Below are 16,703 nucleotides of genomic sequence, written 5' to 3'. Positions count from 1 at the left end.
GGTCTCAGCGCCGCGCTTCGAGCGTGGCGATCCGGGCCTCGAGCCGGGCGTTTTCCTCGCGGGCCTTCTCGGCCATAAGGCGCACCGCCTCGAATTCCTCGCGGGTGATCAGGTCGCGATCGGCCAGCCAGCGTTCGATCAGCGATTTCATCGCCGTCTCGGCCTCTTCGCGCGCGCCCTGCGCCACGCCGGCGGCGCTGGTCATGAGCTGCGAGATGTCGTCGAATATCTTGTTACGCGTGTGCATGTGTGCTTTCTCCGGCTGGGTTTCATACAATATGGTGCCGGGAAAGACCGGCGCAAGGTTGACTTTCCGGCGGATTCGCGGGCAATGGGCCTCATGCGCGCATCCATCCAGTTCCCCGACATTTCGCCCGAGATCTTCTCGATCACGATCGGCAGCATGGAATTCGCCCTGCGCTGGTATGCGCTGGCCTATATCGCCGGATTCCTGATTGCCTGGTGGCTGGTGACCGCCGCGCTGCGCCGCCCGCACCTCTGGCCGGGTGACCTTGCGCCCATGCGGCGCGAGGAAATCGACAGCCTGCTCACCTGGATCATCATAGGCGTGATCCTCGGCGGGCGGCTCGGCTTCGTGCTGTTCTACCAGCCGGCCTATTACCTCGCCCACCCGCTCGAAATCCTGATGGTCTGGCAGGGCGGCATGTCGTTCCACGGCGGTCTGCTCGGCGTGGTGCTGTCGAGCCTGATCTTTGCCCTGAGCCGGGGCATCCCGATCCTGTCGCTCGCCGACCTGATCGCGAGCGCGGTGCCGCCGGGGCTGCTGCTCGGGCGGCTCGCGAATTTCATCAATGCGGAACTCTGGGGCCGTCCGACCGAGTTGCCGTGGGGCGTGATCTTTCCCGGCACGGCGGCGCAGGACTGCCCCGGCGTGGCCGGGCTCTGCGCGCGCCATCCCTCGCAGCTTTACGAGGCCGCGCTCGAAGGGCTGATCCTCGGCGCGCTGCTCTTGTGGCTTGCCTGGCGGCGCGGCGCCTTCAAGGCGCCCGGATATGTGACCGGCCTGTTCTTTACCGGCTACGGGCTGGCGCGGTTCGCGGTCGAATTCGTCCGCCAGCCGGACGCGCAGTTCACCGGCCCCGGAAATCCGCTCGGGCTTGCGCTGCATCTCGGCGGTTACGGGCTGACCATGGGGCAGATCCTGTCGCTGCCGATGATCCTGATCGGACTCTGGCTGATCGCGCGGGCAAGGCGCGTGCCGGCGTGACCACCACCACGGCGCTGACCGACCTGCTGACGGCGCGCATCCGGGCCGAGGGCCCCATCACCATCGCCGATTACATGGCCGATTGCCTGCTGCACCCCGGGCACGGCTATTACGCGACCCGCGACCCCTTTGGCGCCAAAGGGGATTTCATCACCGCCCCGGAGATCAGCCAGATGTTCGGCGAACTGATCGGCCTTGCGCTGGCGCAGGCCTGGATCGCACAGGGACGGCCAAGACCCTTTACCCTGGCCGAGCCCGGCCCCGGACGCGGCACGCTGATGGCCGATCTGCTGCGCGCAACCCGTGGTGTGGCCGGGTTTCATGATGCCGCGCAGGTCACGCTGATCGAAGCCTCGCCGGTGCTGCGCAAGGCGCAGCGGGCGCGCCTTGCCGACCACGCGCCCCGCTGGATCGAATCCGCCGCGCAGCTTCCCGAGGCGCCGCTTTTCCTGATCGCGAACGAATTTTTCGATGCCCTGCCCCTGCGCCAGTTCCAGCGCGAGACCACGGGCTGGGCCGAACGCCGTGTCGCGCTTGAACACGACCGCCTTGCGCTCGCCCTGTCCGCCCCGGCCGAGGTGCCCGCGCTTGCGCATCGGCTTGCGGATACGCGGCCGGGCGACGTGGTCGAGCTTTGCCCTGCGGCCGTGCCGATTATGGCCGAGATCGCCGGCCGCATCGCGAAGCACGGCGGCGCGGCGCTGATCGTCGATTATGGCGACTGGCGCTCGCTCGGGGATACGTTGCAGGCGCTGCGCGCGCATCAGCCGGTCGGGATCCTCGACTGCCCGGGCGACGCCGACCTGACCGCTCATGTCGATTTCGAACCGCTCGCGCAGACCGCCCGCCGTGCCGGCGCCCATACGGCGCCGCTTGTCGGTCAGGGCCTGTTTCTCGAACGTCTCGGCATCACCGCCCGGGCGCAGGCACTGGCCCGCAACCTGAGCGGCGGGGCACTGGACGAACTCGTCGCCGCACATCGGCGGTTGACGCACCCCGAGGAAATGGGAACCCTGTTCAAGGTGCTCGGGCTGTTCCCGGGTTCCGCATCTCCGCCACCGGGGTTGGAGCAATGACCCTCGAAATCCTCGTCTCCGAACATCTGTCCGGGCTGCGCCACGGGTTCTTCACGCGCCGCGGCGGCGCCTCGTCGGGCGTGTTCGCCGGGCTGAACTGCGGCAGCGGCTCGTCCGATCAGCGCGACAGCGTGCAGATCAACCGCGCCCGGGTCGCCGCGGCGATGGAGGTGTCCCCCGACGCGCTCGTAAGCGTGCACCAGGTCCATTCGGCCGATGTGGTGAGCATCGATTCGCCCCTGGTCGAGCGCCCCCGCGCCGATGCCATGGTGACGAACACGCCCGGACTCGCGCTTTCGGTGCTCACCGCCGACTGCCAGCCGGTGCTGTTCGCCGATACCGGCGCCGGGGTGATCGGCGCGGCCCATGCCGGCTGGCGCGGCACGCTCGAAGGGGTGCTTGAAGCGACGCTCGACGCGATGGAGGCGCTCGGCGCCCGGCGCGCCGATACGGTCGCGATCATCGGCCCGGCAATCAGCCAGCGCGCCTATGAGGTCGGGCCCGAGTTCTTCGATGATTTCATGGTCGAGGATCCGGCGAACGTGCGCTTCTTCGCCAATGGCGAAGGCGACCGGCTGATGTTCGACCTGCCGGGATACGGGCTGCACCGGCTGCGCGAAGCCGGCGTCGGGCTGGCGGACTGGACCCGCCACTGCACCCACAGCGACCCCGACCGCTTCTTTTCCCATCGCCGCGCCACCCGCGCGAACGAGGCCGATTACGGGCGGCTGATCTCGGCGATCCGGCTCTGACCTGCCCCGCGGCCGCTTGGGGCGCGGCTTACGGCTTGCGCTGCAACCGCTCTTCCAGCACGTCGAACGGCACTCCGGGCTCGCCCTTGGCCTGGCGAATCACCAGCGACGTCTTGACGCTGCCCACGTTGGGGAATGTCAGAAGCTCGCCGGTCAGGAAGCTTTGAAAGGTGCTGAGATCGGGCGCGATGCATTTCAGGATGAAATCCACCTCTCCGTTCAGCAGGTGGCATTCGCGCACCAGCGGCCATTCGCGGCAGCGGGCCTCGAAGGCGCTGAGTTCGGATTCGGCCTGGCTTTCCAGCCCCACCAGCGCGAAGACCTGAACCTCGAAGCCCAGCTCCCGCGCGTCGAGCCGCGCATGATAGCCCCGGATCAGCCCGGCCTCTTCAAGAGCGCGCACCCGTCGCAGACAGGGTGGCGCCGAAATTCCGACCCGCTTGGCAAGCTCCACATTGGTCATCCGCCCATCCGCCTGCAATTCGGCAAGGATATGGCGATCAATCGGGTCCAGTCGTGCTGAGATCATCCGCTGCTCCGTGATTTTTCTTTTCTTACAGCAGCCCTGCGAAGCTGGCAATTATGTTCCCCGCCAGCGCAACAAATGGAATGATCCCGCGGCCGTGCCGCCATCGCGTTATCCTCCCCCGCTAGAGGATACCGCGCATGGCCCGGCATGGCTTGCCAGCGGCGCGCCCGGACCCCTATATCCCACGGAACGCAAGCATGTTCGGAGGCGGCTCAGATGGCCAAGACGCACCACACCAGAGTTCTGATCATCGGGTCGGGCCCCGCGGGCTATACGGCGGCGGTCTATGCAAGCCGGGCGATGCTCAAACCCGTTCTGGTGCAGGGGCTGGAGCCCGGCGGCCAGCTGACCATCACCACCGAGGTCGAGAACTGGCCCGGCGATACCGAGGTGCAGGGCCCCGATCTCATGACCCGGATGGAGGCCCATGCCCGCGCCGTCGGCACCGAGGTGATCGGCGACGTGATCACCGCGCTCGACCTTTCGAAGCGCCCCTTCACCGCACGCGGCGACAGCGGGGACACCTATACAGCCGATGCGGTGATCCTCGCGACCGGGGCGCGGGCGAAATGGCTCGGCCTGGCATCCGAGGAAAAGTTCAAGGGCTTCGGCGTCTCGGCCTGCGCCACCTGCGACGGGTTCTTCTATCGCGGGCAGGAGGTCGTGGTCGTCGGTGGCGGCAACACCGCGGTCGAAGAGGCACTGTTCCTGACGAATTTCGCCTCCCGGGTCACGCTGGTGCACCGTCGCGACCGGCTGCGCGCCGAACAGATCCTGATCGAACGGCTGAAAAAGAACCCGAAGGTGGAAATCATCTGGGACCACGTGCTCGACGACATCACCGGCACCGAAAATCCGCTCGGGGTCGAGGGCGTTCGCCTGCGGCACGTCGAAACCGGCGCGATCTCCGAGCGCCCGGCCAAAGGCGTCTTCATCGCCATCGGCCACGCCCCGGCGAGCGAACTGGTAAGGGACCAGCTCGACACCCATGCCGGCGGCTATGTGAAGGTCGAAGCGGGCAGCACCCGCACCAGCATCCCCGGCGTCTTCGCCGCCGGCGACCTGACCGACCACATTTACCGGCAGGCCGTGACCAGCGCCGGGATGGGCTGCATGGCGGCGCTCGACGCGGAGCGGTTCCTCGCCGAACAGGATGCGCTTGGCACGGGTGCGGATACGGATACGGTGGCGCAGGACGTGGGTGCAACCACGGCCTGACACCCTCCCGGCCGGCCAGGGGGCCGCACCGTTGCCGTTTTTCCCCGATCGCGCGGCCGATGGCTGGACATTCACGCCGCGGCGGGTCTATGGCGGCACCGGGATCCGTCCCCAGGCCGTTCCAGAACCATAAGAGTGATCGTATGTCCATGCTCAGCAATCTGGCTCCGATTCCGGAGCTCTTCGTCTCCTACGACTCGGCGCAGAAACTCAAGCTCGAAGCCGGCACCCTGAAGAGCCACGACCTCACCCGGCGTCAGATCTGCGATCTTGAACTGCTGATGAACGGCGGCTTCAACCCGCTCAAGGGCTTCCTCGGCCAGGCGGATTACGAGGGCGTGGTCGAAAACATGCGCCTTGCCGACGGAACGCTCTGGCCGATGCCGATCACGCTCGACGTGTCCGAAACCTTCGCGGAGCGCATCGAGATCGGCGAGGACATCGCCCTGCGCGACGAAGAGGGCGTGATCCTCGCCACCATGACCGTCACCGACAAATGGGTGCCTGACAAAAGCAACGAGGCCGCCAAGGTATTCGGCGCCGACGACCTTGCCCACCCGAGCGTGAACTACCTGCACCATACCGCGGGCAAGGTCTATCTCGGCGGGCCGGTGACCGGCATCCAGCAGCCGACGCATTACGATTTCCGCGCCCGGCGCAACACGCCGAACGAATTGCGGGCCATGTTCCGCAAGCTCGGCTGGCGGCGCATCGTCGCCTTCCAGACCCGCAACCCGCTGCACCGCGCGCATCAGGAGCTGACCTTCCGCGCCGCCCGCGAGGCGCAGGCCAACCTGATGATCCACCCGGTTGTCGGGATGACCAAACCGGGCGATGTCGACCACTTCACCCGGGTGCGCTGCTACGAGGCGGTGCTCGACAAATATCCGGCCGCCACCACGGCGCTGTCGCTGCTGAACCTCGCGATGCGCATGGGCGGCCCGCGCGAGGCGATCTGGCACGGGCTGATCCGCAAGAACCACGGCTGCACCCATTTCATCGTCGGCCGCGACCATGCCGGCCCCGGAAAGAACAGCCAGGGCGAAAACTTCTACGGCCCCTATGACGCGCAGGAACTGTTCCGCAAGCACGAGGCCGAAATCGGCGTCGAACTGGTCCCGTTCAAGCACATGGTCTACGTGCAGGAACGCGCCCAGTACGAACCCGCCGACGAGATCGAGGACGGCGCGACCGTGCTCAACATCTCGGGCACCGAACTGCGCCGGCGCCTCGCCGAAGGGCTGGAAATCCCGGAATGGTTCTCTTTTCCCGAAGTGGTCAGGGAACTGCGCCGCACCCGCCCGGCCCGCTCGAAACAGGGTTTCACCGTGTTCTTCACCGGGCTCTCGGGCTCGGGAAAATCGACCATCGCCAATGCGCTGATGATCAAGCTGATGGAGATGGGCGGCCGCCCGGTCACCCTTCTCGACGGCGACATCGTGCGCAAGCATCTCTCGAGCGAACTCGGCTTCTCGAAGGAACATCGCGACATCAACATCAAGCGCATCGGCTACGTCGCCTCGGAAATCACCAAGAACGGCGGCATCGCCCTCTGCGCTCCGATCGCGCCCTATACGGCAACCCGCCGCGCGGTCCGCGAGATGATCGAGGATTACGGCGCCTTCATCGAAATCCATGTGGCCACCAGCCTCGAGGAATGCGAACGCCGCGACCGCAAGGGGCTCTACAAACTCGCCCGCGAAGGCAAGATCGAGGAATTCACCGGCATCTCAGACCCCTACGAGACGCCCGAATCGCCCGAGCTGCGCGTCGATACAGAAACCAACGACGTGGACACCTGCGCCCATCAGATCCTGCTGAAGCTGGAAAGCACGGGCCTGCTCACCGCCTGACCGGACCGCACAGGGCCGGGCTCCGCAAGGGCCCGGCTTCTTCCTTTCCCAGGGTCTTCTTCTGGCTGGAAATATCCCGGGGAGCGCGAGGGGCAGCGCCCCTCGTCCGCCTCGTCGCATCCTCCCGCGGTGTTCAGTGCACCGCGACCGGCGACATGTCATGCTGACGCGCCAGCACGAAGGCCAGACGGCGGTCCGCGACCAGCGCAAGCTGCTGCCCCTGCGCGTCATGCAGCGCATAGAGCCGGTTCAGATCTCCCGCCTCGGCCTGAACCTCCTGCGGCAGGTCGGCGACATTCACCGTCTTCACATAGACGATGCGGTTTTCGTCATTTTCGAATTTCTGCGGCGTATTCATGGCTTACCCCTTCCTTATGCTGATCGTCTGAACCACCGGCTCGGGCGCTGCGCGGCTGAGATCCACATGCAGCAGCCCGTTTTCCATCACCGCCTCGCCGACATCGACGCCATCGGCCAGCACGAACATGCGCTGGAACTGGCGCGAAGCGATGCCGCGGTGCAGGAACACACGCCCTTCGCTGTCGTCTTCCTGCCGGCCGCGGATCACGAGCTGACGGTCCTCGATGGTGATCGAGAGATCGTCGCGCGAGAATCCGGCCACCGCCAGGGTGATCCGATAGGAATTCTCCGAGGTCTGCTCGATGTTATAGGGCGGATAGCCATCGGATCCGGCCTTGGCCGACCGCTCGAGCAGGCGTTCCAGTTGCTCGAACCCCAGCATATGGGGGTAGGAGGCAAGAGTAAGTTTCGACACGGGTTTCGTCCTTGTCAGTAAAGCGACGTGTTCGCGCGGCCCCGTTACGGCAGCCGCCTGACAGGAATATGGGAAAGAAATCCCGCCGCAACAAGATCTAGGCGAAAACATCGCCCCGCTGTATCATGCGGCGGCCGCCGCCCGCGCGCGGCGTTCCCGTGACTGTTTCGGAGACCGGCAACATGGATGCGACCTCGGATCTGTCGATGAAATCGGACGAGGTCCTGCGGCTCGAACTCGAAGTGCTGCGCCGGCAGCACCGCGATCTCGACGAGGCGATCCGTGCGCTCGAGGACCGCGGCACCGCCGACCAGCTGACCGTGCGGCGGCTGAAAAAGCAGAAGCTGCAGCTGAAGGACATGATCACCCGCATCGAGGACCGGCTGATTCCCGACATCATCGCCTGACCGCCCGGTTCCGCCCGCGACGGCCCTTGCGCATTCCACTTCGCATTGCACCGCCCGGCCCCCGCATTATAGTGCACGGGTCTGCGAGGGGGGCATCACCCGAAAATGAACAGCGAAAACGACATCCGGGTCGGCATCATCATGGGCAGCCAGTCCGACTGGCCGACGATGAAAGAGGCGGCGATGATCCTCGACGATCTCGGCGTCGCGCATGAGCGGCGCATCGTCTCGGCCCATCGCACGCCCGACCGGCTCTGGGACTACGGGCGGGACGCCGCGGGCCGCGGATTGCGCGTGATCATCGCCGGCGCCGGCGGGGCGGCGCATCTGCCGGGCATGATGGCCTCCAAGACGCGGATCCCGGTGATCGGCGTGCCGATCCAGAGCCGCGCGCTCTCGGGCCTCGATTCGCTTTACTCGATCGTGCAGATGCCGCGCGGCTTTCCGGTCGCGACCATGGCGATCGGCGCATCGGGCGCGGCGAATGCCGGGCTCATGGCGGCCGCGATCCTTGCCCTTTCCGACAGCGCGCTGGCCGAACGGCTCGATGCCTGGCGCGCCGCCCTTTCCGAGTCCATCCCCGAGGAGCCAAGCGATGACTGACCCCCTGCAACCCGGCGCGGCCATCGGCATCCTCGGCGGCGGACAGCTTGGCCGCATGCTTTCGGTGGCGGCCGCACGGCTCGGCTTTACGGCGCATATATTCGAGCCGGGCGCCAATCCGCCTGCCGGCCAGGTGGCGGCCCGCACCACGACCGCGTCCTGGGACGATGCAGCGGCGCTCGCGGCCTTCGCCGAAAGCGTCGATGTCATCACCTATGAATTCGAGAATATCCCGACCGCCACGCTGGACATGCTCCAGCAGCACCGCCCGATCCGCCCCGGACGCGAGGCGCTTCGCGTCAGCCAGGACCGGCTGGTCGAAAAGGATTTCCTGCGCGATCTGGGGCTTGAAACCGCGCCTTATGCCGACATCACCACGCTCGCGAGCCTCGAAGAGGCGCTGTCGCGCATCGGCACCCCGGCGATCCTCAAGACCCGCCGCTTCGGTTATGACGGCAAGGGACAGATGCGGATCGGCAAGCCCGAAGAGGCCGCCGACGCGCTCGCGCTGCTGGCCGGCGCCCCGGCCGTTCTGGAAGGGTTCGTTCCCTTCGAGTGCGAGGTCTCGGTGATCGCCGCGCGCGGGCTTGACGGCGCGGTGACCTGTTTCGACCCCGGCGAGAACGAACACCGGGACGGCATATTGCGCCGCACCACGGTTCCGTCCCGTCTCAGCATCGCGAGGCGCAGCGATGCGGTTCTGCTGGCCGGAAAGATCCTGAACGCGCTCGATTACGTCGGCGTGCTCGGGGTCGAACTCTTCGTGACCGAAAGCGGGCTTCTGGTGAACGAGATCGCGCCGCGGGTGCACAACTCCGGCCACTGGACCCAGAACGGCTGCGCCGTCGATCAGTTCGAACAGCATATCCGCGCCATTGCCGGCTGGCCGCTCGGCGACGGGCAGCGCCATGCGGATGTGGTGATGGAAAACCTGATCGGCGACGACATGGATCAGCTTCCTGCACTGGCAGGCGAGCCGGGCGTGGCGCTTCATCTCTATGGCAAGGCCGAGGTGCGCGCGGGGCGCAAGATGGGCCACGTCAACCGGATCCGCAGCCGGGCCGAGCGCTAGTTTTCCATCACGCCCGGCATGATGCCGGGCTTCTGGCCATCCCGTTCAGGCCACCAGGGCCTCGGCCTTCTTCAGATCGACCGAGACAAGCTGGCTCACGCCCTTTTCCCCCATGGTCACGCCGAACAGCCGGTCCATCCGGCTCATGGTGACGGCATGGTGGGTGATGATGAGGAACCGCGTTGCCGTGCGCGCGCACATCTCGTCCAGCAGGTCGCAGAAGCGCGTCACATTCGCGTCGTCAAGCGGCGCGTCCACCTCGTCCAGCACGCAGATCGGCGCCGGATTGACCAGGAACACGGCAAAGATCAGCGCCGCCGCGGTCAGGGTCTGCTCGCCCCCCGACAAAAGCGATAGCGTGGAAAGCCGCTTGCCCGGCGGCTGGCACATGATCTCCAGCCCCGCATCCAGCGGATCGTCGCTTTCGACCATGACGAGATTGGCCTCGCCGCCGCCGAAAAGATGCTGGAACAGCATGGCGAAATTGCGGTTCACCTGCTCGAAGGCACCGAGCAGCCGCTCGCGCCCCTCGCGGTTGAGGCTGGAAACCGCGCTACGCAGGGTGCCGATCGCTTCTTCAAGATCGCCTTTTTCGCGCAGAAGAGTGTCATGTTCCTCGCGCACCCCGGCCGCATCCTCTTCGGCCCGCAGGTTCACCGCCCCGAGCGCCTCGCGCTGACGCCGGAACCGCTGCACCTCAGCCTCCAGCGTGTCCATCCCGGGCAGCGCTCCCGGCTCGACCCCGAGTTCCTGCTGCAGGCGTTCCGGCGACATGCTCCGTTCGCTGTCGATCCGGCTTGCCGCCTCGTCGAGCGCCTGGCGCGCCGCCTCGGCCCGGGTCTCGCCGCGGGCGCGCTCCTCGCGGGCCTCGGACGCGGCGCGTTCCCGGTCGCGCTCGAAAGCCAGCGCCTCCTGCACCGCCGCTTCGGCCGCCACAAGCGTCTCGCGCGCGGCATCGGCACGCGCCCTTGCCCGGTCGATCTCTCCCGCAAGCGTCTGGCGCCGGGCGGCGATCTCGTCGGGCGCACCGGCCGCCGCGGCAAGCGCCGCTTCGGCCTCCGCGCGGCGCTGGTCCAGTTCGGCGATCCGGCGGTCCGCCGTCGCGTGGCGGCTTTGCCAGCTTTCCAGGTCGCGCGCGACCGCACCTGACCGCCGCTCGCGCGCCTCGCCGTCACGACGCAATTCGTCGTGGGCCGAACGGTGGGTCATCATGGTGATCCGCGCCGCCTCGAGCGCGATGCGCTGCTCTTCGACGCGGGCTTCACTCGCCTGCGGATCGCCGAGCGCGGCCAGCGCATGTTGCGCATCGCGCAGTTCCGCACGGGCCGCGGTCAGCGCCTCCTCGTGGCGGGAAAGCGCAAGTTCAAGCGATTCGACCCGCCCTTCGGTCAGGTTGCTTTCGGCCTCGGCACGGGAAAGCGCGCGGCTCGCCTCGCTCAGCGCATGGTCGGCCCGGCGGCGCGCATCGCGGGCCTCCTGTTCCGCGGCTGCCGCGCGGGAAAGCGATTCGGCCAGCGCCGCATGGGCCTCGGCTGCCTCGTTCCGGCGGGTTTCCACCGCATCCAGCGTGCCGCGCAACGTTTCAAGCCGGTTGCGCTGTTCAAGCCGCGCGGCGGCTGCACTCGGCGCATCCCCGGCGCGGGTGCAGAGACCATCCCAGCGCCAGAGATCGCCCTCGCGCGAAACAAGCCGCTGCCCCGGCAACAATTGCCCGTGCAGCCGCGCCCCCGCATCCGCATCCGTGATCCCGACCTGCGCGAGCCGCCGGGTCAGAACCGCGGGTGCCTCGACATGTGCGGCAAGCGGCATGGCCCCGTCGGGAAGCGGCTGCACCTGCGCATAGGGCGCGAGCGTCACCCAGCCCGAGTCTTGCGCGCTTGCGGCTTCGGGCGCCTGGAGATCCTCGGACAGCGCGGCCCCCAGCGCCTTTTCAAAGCCGGGCTCGACCCGCAGCCGGTCGAGGATCTGCCCGGTCCCCGCGCCATCCCGTTCCAGCAGCCGCGCAAGAGCGGCAACCTCGGCCGCGAGCGCGTCGCGCTCGCCCTCCGCCGTCGAGCGGGCCGCGCGCGCCTCGCCCTCGCGGGTCTGGAGCGCGGCACGCTCCGCCTCGGCCCCTGCGAGCACCGCCTCGGCCGCCTCGGCCATGCGCTGTGCCTGCGAATCATCGGCGCGAAGCTGGTCCAGCTCGGCCGCCGCGCGGTTCTGCGCCTCGCGCGCCTCGTCAAGGCGGCGGCGGGCGGCGGCGGCTTCGGCCTCGGATTTCTCCGCCATGCGCTGATTGTCCTCGGCCCGCCGGCGGGCCGCGTGATGCTGTGCACGAAGCTGTGCCAGTTCCTCGGTCTGGCGCGAGAACCCGGCCTCCCGCGATGCAAGGATCGCGGCCGACTCGTCGGCCTTGCTGGCCGCTTCGGCAAGCCGTTCGCCGTGGCCCTCGGCGCCGGCGGCAAGGTCGGCTGCCTCGGCCCGAAGCCGGGCCATCGATTCGTCCGCGTCGCGATTCAGCCCCGCCTCGCGCTCCAGGTCGCGGTTCAACTGGTCAAGCCGGGCGGTCAAGGTGTCGATCGCGCTCCGGGCGCGGGTTTCCTCGTCGTCGAGCGCCTCCTGCTGCACCAGCAGGCGCTGCAGCACCGCGCCGGCGATGGCCTCTTCCTCGCGATGGGCCGGCAGGGCCGCCTCGGCCGCTTGCCGCGCCTGCGCGGCGGCGCGGGTGGCGGTTTCGGTCGCAGTCACCGCCGCGCGCTGTTCGCGCAGCCCGGCTGCGGCGGCGCTGTCTGCTGCGGCGGCATCGGCCCAGCGGCGCAGCAGCAGCATCGCCTCGGCCCGGCGCAGATCCTGCCCGATCATCCGGTAGCGCGCCGCCTGCCGCGCCTGCCGTTCAAGCTGCGCAAGCTGCGTCGCCAGCTGGTCGATCAGGTCATCGGTGCGGGCCAGGTTGGCCTCGGCCGCGTTCAGTTTGAGTTCGGCCTCGTGGCGGCGCTGATAAAGGCCGGAAATGCCGGCGGCCTCTTCCAGCAGACGGCGCCGCGCCTTGGGCCGGGCCCGGATCAGTTCGGAAATCTGTCCCTGCGACACCAGCGCCGGCGAATGCGCCCCGGTCGAGGCATCCGCAAACAGCATCTGCACGTCGCGGGCCCGGACTTCCCTGGCGTTCACCTTGTAGGCGCTGCCGGCATCGCGAGTGATCCGGCGCACCACCTCGAGCGTATCGCTGTCGTTGAACCCGGCCGGGGCAAGGCGGCGGGAGTTGTCGATATGCAGCGTCACCTCGGCGAAATGGCGGGCGGGGCGGCTGGCGGCGCCGGCAAAGATCACGTCCTCCATCCCCGCGCCGCGCATGGTCGAGGGGCGGTTTTCACCCATGACCCAGCGCATCGCCTCAAGGAGGTTGGATTTCCCGCAGCCGTTGGGGCCGACGATGCCGGTCAATCCTTCCGCAATCACGAGGTCGGTCGGATCGACGAAGCTCTTGAATCCGGTCAGTCTCAGCCTGGAGAAATGCAAGGCGGGTTCCCGTCCTGGGGCATCACGGACGCGCCAGGGGCGCGATGGCCGGAGTCTGCGCGCCCGGGCCCGTCAAGTCAATCGACGAGCCGCATTGCCCGAATCAGGGCTTTCCCGTCCCGCGGGGCAGGAAAGCGCCAGCAAGGGCGTCTCCCTGTCCGGGCTCCGGGGCCGGACCGGCCCCCGGGCAAGGATCAGTGCAGCCGCGACTCGACCGTTTCGATCGCCGTATCGACCAGCGCCGCGTCACGTTCGGGCGTCATCTGCCCGGACACCACTTCGCCCGCCGCGGCGACCGCGACCGAAATCGCGCGTTCGCGCACCTCGCGCATGGCCTTGTCGCGGGCTGAGGCGATCTGGTCATCCGCCGCCGCCAGACGACGTTCGACCGAATGGGCGATATCGGCCTTGGCCTGTTCGGCTGCCCCGGCGGCATCCTCGCGCGCGGTTGCGATGATGCGCTCGGCCTGCGCCTGCACCTCTTTCTGCTTGCGCTCGTAGGAGGCCAGCAGGCTCTGCGCCTCTTCGCGCAGGGCGCGCGCCTCGGCCAGTTCGCCACGGATGGCGTCGGCACGCTTGTCCAGCATGCCGCCGATAATACCCGGCACCTTGAAATAAAGCAGAATCGCGACGAACAGCAGAAAGCTTATGCTGACCACGAAATCGGTATTGGAAAGCGAGAAGAAGGGCCCGCTCGCCGCGAGCGCCGGGGTGGCGCCAAACGATGCGAACGCAGCCGTGACAAGGATCATCCTGTTGCGCATGGCTTATCCCTCAACCCGGCGATCGACGGCCGCCCTGATGGCGCCCTCGTCGCTCTTGCCGCCGAGCGCCGTGACCAGCGCCGCGGCGGTCTCGCCTGCGACCTCACGCACCGATTCCATCGCCCCGGCGCGAATTTCGGCAATCGCCTTTTCCGATTCTGCCGTACGGGCCGCGATTTCGGCATCGGCGCGCTTCATCGCCTCGTCGACCTCGGCCTGGATCTCGGCCCGCGCCTGCCCGACGATTTCCTGTGCCTCGGCACGGGCATCGGCAAGCGCCTTTTCATAGGCGTCCTCGGCGGCCCTGGCCTTGGTCTTCAGTTCTTCGGCATAGGCCAGATCGTGGGTGATCGTCCCCTGCCGCTCGGCAAGGATCGCTGCGATCCGGGGCAGGGCGACCCGGCTCAGGATCAGGTAAATCACCACCAGCGTGACGAGCAGCCAGAAGATCTGGTTGCCGAAATGCTCGAAGTTCAGCTGCGGCAGCCCGGCCCCGCTATCGGCGGCGCCCTGCGCGGTGGTGTCGAGTGCGTCAGATTCCATCGCGATCTCCCTTCGGAAGCCCTTTCAGGCAGGATGCTGCGCCAGGCCCTGGGGCCCGGGCGCAAACCCGGTGTCCGAAAGGTTCAGACGGCGAACATCAGCAGCAGCGCCACGAGGAAGGCGAAGATGCCGAGCGCTTCGGCAAAGGCTATGCCGATGAACAGCATGGCGGTCTGGCTGGCCGCTGCCGAGGGGTTGCGCAGGGCCCCCGAAAGATAGTTGCCGGCCACGTTGCCGACCCCGATCGCCGCGCCGCCCAGCCCCATGCAGGCCAGTCCCGCGCCGATATATGCGCCCATTTGTACGATATCGCCTTCCATTGTTCATCTCCTTACGATGGAACGGGTGATAGGATTTGCAGGCAGGCCGGGGGGCCCGCCCGATTTCGATTCGTCAGTGTCCGGGGTTCACCGCATCCTTGAGATAGACGCAGGTGAGGATCGTGAAGACATAGGCCTGAATAAAGGCCACCAGGAGGTCGAGCCCGTAAATGGCGGTGATCGCCAGGATCGACAGCGGAGAGATCAGCGCGACCGCGGCGAATGCGGCAAACACCTTGATCACCGCGTGGCCGGCCATCATGGTCCCGGCAAGCCGGACCGAGTGGCTGACCGGGCGCACGAAATAGGAAATCAGCTCGATCACAGCGAGCACCGGCCGCAGCGCCAGCGGCGCCTCGCGCGGCCAGAACAGCCCGAGGAACGCCGCCCCGTTCAGCACGAAGCCAAGCACGGTGACGGTGACAAAGACCATGAGCGCCAGCAGTCCGGTGACGGCGATATGGCTCGTGGTGGTGAAGGACATCGGGATGAGCCCGAGCATGTTCGCGAACAGGATGAACATGAACAGGGTCATGACATAGGGAAAATAGCGCACCCCGTCCTTGCCGCAGATGTCCTCGACCATCTTGTAGACGAAGCCATAGGCCAGTTCGGCGATGGACTGGCGCCGGTTCGGCACCATGGCGCGGCGCGAGCTGCCGACGATCAGCAGCAGGATCACGGCCAGAATGGTGATCGCCATCCAGAGCGTCACATTGGTCGGCGTATACCAGGCCACGTGATCGCCACCGAACAGCGGCCGGACCTGGAACTGGTCCATCGGGTGGAACACCAGACCGCCGCTGCTTTCGCCCTGTGCTTCAGTCGCCACTAGCCCGCTCCTCTTTCCTGTCGCCCGCCTCGTCGCCGGTGCCCGTGCGGCCGGCCTGAATTTCGCGGGCACTGCGCAGCATGGTCTTGATCCCGGCTGCGAGCCCCAGCAATGTGAACAGCACCAGAAGGATCGGGAGCGTCCCGAACAAACGGTCGAGCCCGTATCCGATGCCGAATCCGATCATCAGACCGGAAACCAGTTCGATCACCATCCGCCAGGCAAGATGTGCCTGGGAATAGCTTTCCTCCGTATGGGGCTTCGGCGCGTTTGCCGCCCGGGCGGCGTCAAGCTGCGCCTCAAGCTGCGCAAGGCGCTGCCTATGGTCGTCGTCCGACACCGCACTGCCCCCTCGAAAGGTCGCTGATGTGCTAGAGCGCCCCGCGCGCAGAGTCAATTCCCGCCCGTCATCCCGGAAGTTCCGGCCAGACCATTGTTCGCAAAGTGATATTTTCGCCCCACCGCATCAACCGGCCGGCCCGGCCCGGCGCCGCCCCGCACCAGCATGTTCAACCTTGCGGTTGACCATTGCGGGGATTTCGGCCTATCGCGCGCCCATGGCCGCTCCGCTCGACACCGTGTTCGCCGCACTTGCCGACCCGACCCGCCGGGCGATCCTCGCGATGCTGCTCGAGGACGACATGGCGGTGACCGATGTCGCCGAACCCTTTGCCGTGTCGCTTGCCGCCATATCGAAACATCTCGCGGTTCTGGCGCGCGCCGGTCTGATCAGCCAGGAACGCCGCGGCCGCGTGAAATGGTGCCGGCTGGAGCCCGACGCGCTCCGCCCCGCTGCGGTCTGGATGCAGGGCTTCGGCCTGTTCGAACCGGTCGATCTCGACGCCTTCGAACGCTTCCTCGCCGCCGAACTCGGGCTAGAGCACCCCGGCCAGGCGCAGGACGAACAGGACGATGACCACCAGGCCGATGGTATAGATGATGCTGCGCATTGATTACGTTCCCCGCCCGCATGCCGTTCCGCGTCCCGGCAGTGATCGCCTGCGGCACGGAACCGACGCAACCGGAAAATACCGGCGCCCCGAACTTAGGTCCAGCTCCGGAATCGCGCGCCCAGGGCCCCGAACATCTTGACAACCGGGCATCGCGCCGTTAACTGCCTGCCTGTTCTCCGGGAGGTCCGCCCCTTCCGGTCCCGGGCGTGCCCGGGATCGCCCTCCACCAGCGCGTCGCGCCCGTGGGGGCGTTCGCGCATTGACCGCCGCCCGGCCG

General features: G+C 67.5%; 19 protein-coding genes. 9 read left to right on the top strand and 10 right to left on the bottom strand.

Features of this window, described 5'->3' with window-relative positions:
* Nucleotides 1-4: 4 nt before the first annotated feature.
* Nucleotides 5-247, bottom strand: a complete 243-nt coding sequence (locus tag B0B01_RS07595; protein WP_076649211.1) for an accessory factor UbiK family protein — start codon at nt 245-247, stop codon at nt 5-7.
* Between the two features lie 93 nt (nt 248-340).
* On the opposite strand from B0B01_RS07595, the gene lgt reads away from it, so the two are divergent.
* The 3 genes from lgt to pgeF are packed head-to-tail and all read left to right on the top strand — an operon-like array spanning nt 341 to nt 3,056.
* A complete protein-coding gene (gene lgt / locus B0B01_RS07590; RefSeq protein WP_076650114.1) occupies nt 341-1,228 on the top strand; it encodes a prolipoprotein diacylglyceryl transferase in 888 nt (295 codons plus the stop codon).
* On the top strand, nt 1,225-2,304 hold the full coding sequence (locus B0B01_RS07585; protein ID WP_076649209.1) for a class I SAM-dependent methyltransferase: 1,080 nt from the start codon (nt 1,225-1,227) through the stop codon (nt 2,302-2,304). The genes lgt and B0B01_RS07585 overlap by 4 nt, the downstream gene beginning before the upstream one ends.
* Nucleotides 2,301-3,056 (top strand): peptidoglycan editing factor PgeF, encoded by a 756-nt coding sequence (gene pgeF / locus B0B01_RS07580; RefSeq protein ID WP_076649207.1) that lies wholly within the window; start codon nt 2,301-2,303, stop codon nt 3,054-3,056. Before B0B01_RS07585 ends, pgeF begins: the two co-directional genes overlap by 4 nt.
* A 28-nt stretch (nt 3,057-3,084) precedes the next feature.
* On the opposite strand, the gene B0B01_RS07575 is transcribed toward pgeF, so the two are convergent.
* Nucleotides 3,085-3,585: an Lrp/AsnC family transcriptional regulator gene (locus B0B01_RS07575; RefSeq protein ID WP_076649205.1), complete on the bottom strand. Its 501-nt coding sequence runs from the start codon at nt 3,583-3,585 to the stop codon at nt 3,085-3,087.
* A 216-nt stretch (nt 3,586-3,801) separates the two neighbouring features.
* Here B0B01_RS07575 and trxB point away from each other — a divergent pair, with 216 nt between their 5' ends.
* Together trxB and B0B01_RS07565 are read left to right on the top strand one after the other, a co-directional pair.
* Nucleotides 3,802-4,803, top strand: coding sequence for a thioredoxin-disulfide reductase (trxB, locus tag B0B01_RS07570; RefSeq protein ID WP_083946094.1), 1,002 nt, complete (start codon nt 3,802-3,804; stop codon nt 4,801-4,803).
* A gap of 143 nt (nt 4,804-4,946) precedes the next feature.
* Entirely contained in the window at nt 4,947-6,656 is a 1,710-nt protein-coding gene (locus B0B01_RS07565) for a bifunctional sulfate adenylyltransferase/adenylylsulfate kinase (protein WP_076649203.1), read from the top strand.
* A 133-nt stretch (nt 6,657-6,789) separates the two neighbouring features.
* Here B0B01_RS07565 and B0B01_RS07560 read toward each other — a convergent pair whose 3' ends face one another.
* Complete coding sequence (locus B0B01_RS07560) at nt 6,790-7,014, bottom strand: DUF1150 family protein (protein WP_076649201.1); 225 nt, start codon at nt 7,012-7,014, stop codon at nt 6,790-6,792.
* Nucleotides 7,015-7,017: 3 nt separating this feature from the next.
* A complete protein-coding gene (locus B0B01_RS07555; RefSeq protein WP_076649199.1) occupies nt 7,018-7,431 on the bottom strand; it encodes an Hsp20 family protein in 414 nt (137 codons plus the stop codon).
* 182 nt (nt 7,432-7,613) lie between these two features.
* Here B0B01_RS07555 and B0B01_RS07550 point away from each other — a divergent pair, with 182 nt between their 5' ends.
* The 3 genes from B0B01_RS07550 to B0B01_RS07540 all read left to right on the top strand — a co-directional run bounded on the left by B0B01_RS07550 (nt 7,614) and on the right by B0B01_RS07540 (nt 9,513).
* Nucleotides 7,614-7,838, top strand: coding sequence for a YdcH family protein (locus tag B0B01_RS07550; RefSeq protein ID WP_076650113.1), 225 nt, complete (start codon nt 7,614-7,616; stop codon nt 7,836-7,838).
* A 105-nt stretch (nt 7,839-7,943) separates the two neighbouring features.
* A complete protein-coding gene (gene purE, locus B0B01_RS07545; protein ID WP_076649197.1) occupies nt 7,944-8,441 on the top strand; it encodes a 5-(carboxyamino)imidazole ribonucleotide mutase in 498 nt (165 codons plus the stop codon).
* Nucleotides 8,434-9,513: a 5-(carboxyamino)imidazole ribonucleotide synthase gene (locus tag B0B01_RS07540; RefSeq protein WP_076649195.1), complete on the top strand. Its 1,080-nt coding sequence runs from the start codon at nt 8,434-8,436 to the stop codon at nt 9,511-9,513. Before purE ends, B0B01_RS07540 begins: the two co-directional genes overlap by 8 nt.
* Nucleotides 9,514-9,558: 45 nt before the next feature.
* On the opposite strand, the gene smc is transcribed toward B0B01_RS07540, so the two are convergent.
* The 6 genes from smc to B0B01_RS07510 all read right to left on the bottom strand — a co-directional run bounded on the left by smc (nt 9,559) and on the right by B0B01_RS07510 (nt 15,813).
* Nucleotides 9,559-13,014, bottom strand: a complete 3,456-nt coding sequence (gene smc / locus B0B01_RS07535) for a chromosome segregation protein SMC (RefSeq protein ID WP_076649193.1) — start codon at nt 13,012-13,014, stop codon at nt 9,559-9,561.
* Between the two features lie 194 nt (nt 13,015-13,208).
* Nucleotides 13,209-13,778, bottom strand: a complete 570-nt coding sequence (locus B0B01_RS07530) for a F0F1 ATP synthase subunit B (protein WP_234967727.1) — start codon at nt 13,776-13,778, stop codon at nt 13,209-13,211.
* Between the two features lie 3 nt (nt 13,779-13,781).
* A complete protein-coding gene (locus tag B0B01_RS07525) occupies nt 13,782-14,321 on the bottom strand; it encodes a F0F1 ATP synthase subunit B' (RefSeq protein WP_076649191.1) in 540 nt (179 codons plus the stop codon).
* A gap of 83 nt (nt 14,322-14,404) precedes the next feature.
* Nucleotides 14,405-14,641 carry a F0F1 ATP synthase subunit C gene (locus B0B01_RS07520; protein WP_076649189.1) on the bottom strand — a complete coding sequence of 79 codons (237 nt, stop codon included), beginning with the start codon at nt 14,639-14,641 and terminating at the stop codon, nt 14,405-14,407.
* A 73-nt stretch (nt 14,642-14,714) separates the two neighbouring features.
* The gene (locus tag B0B01_RS07515; protein WP_076649187.1) at nt 14,715-15,473 is read right to left on the bottom strand and encodes a F0F1 ATP synthase subunit A; all 759 of its coding nucleotides are present in this window, start codon (nt 15,471-15,473) and stop codon (nt 14,715-14,717) included.
* Entirely contained in the window at nt 15,463-15,813 is a 351-nt protein-coding gene (locus B0B01_RS07510; protein ID WP_076649185.1) for an AtpZ/AtpI family protein, read from the bottom strand. The genes B0B01_RS07515 and B0B01_RS07510 overlap by 11 nt, the downstream gene beginning before the upstream one ends.
* Nucleotides 15,814-16,030: 217 nt before the next feature.
* Between B0B01_RS07510 and B0B01_RS07505 the strand changes: the two genes are divergently transcribed.
* Nucleotides 16,031-16,426, top strand: coding sequence for an ArsR/SmtB family transcription factor (locus tag B0B01_RS07505; protein ID WP_076649183.1), 396 nt, complete (start codon nt 16,031-16,033; stop codon nt 16,424-16,426).
* Nucleotides 16,427-16,703 lie beyond the last annotated feature (277 nt).

Origin of the sequence: Pontibaca methylaminivorans, from assembly GCF_900156525.1 — a bacterium.
Taxonomy (GTDB): Bacteria; Pseudomonadota; Alphaproteobacteria; order Rhodobacterales; family Rhodobacteraceae; genus Pontibaca; species Pontibaca methylaminivorans.
The sequence above is the reverse complement of the archived record's forward strand: the minus strand, read 5'-3'. Positions and strand labels throughout refer to the sequence as shown.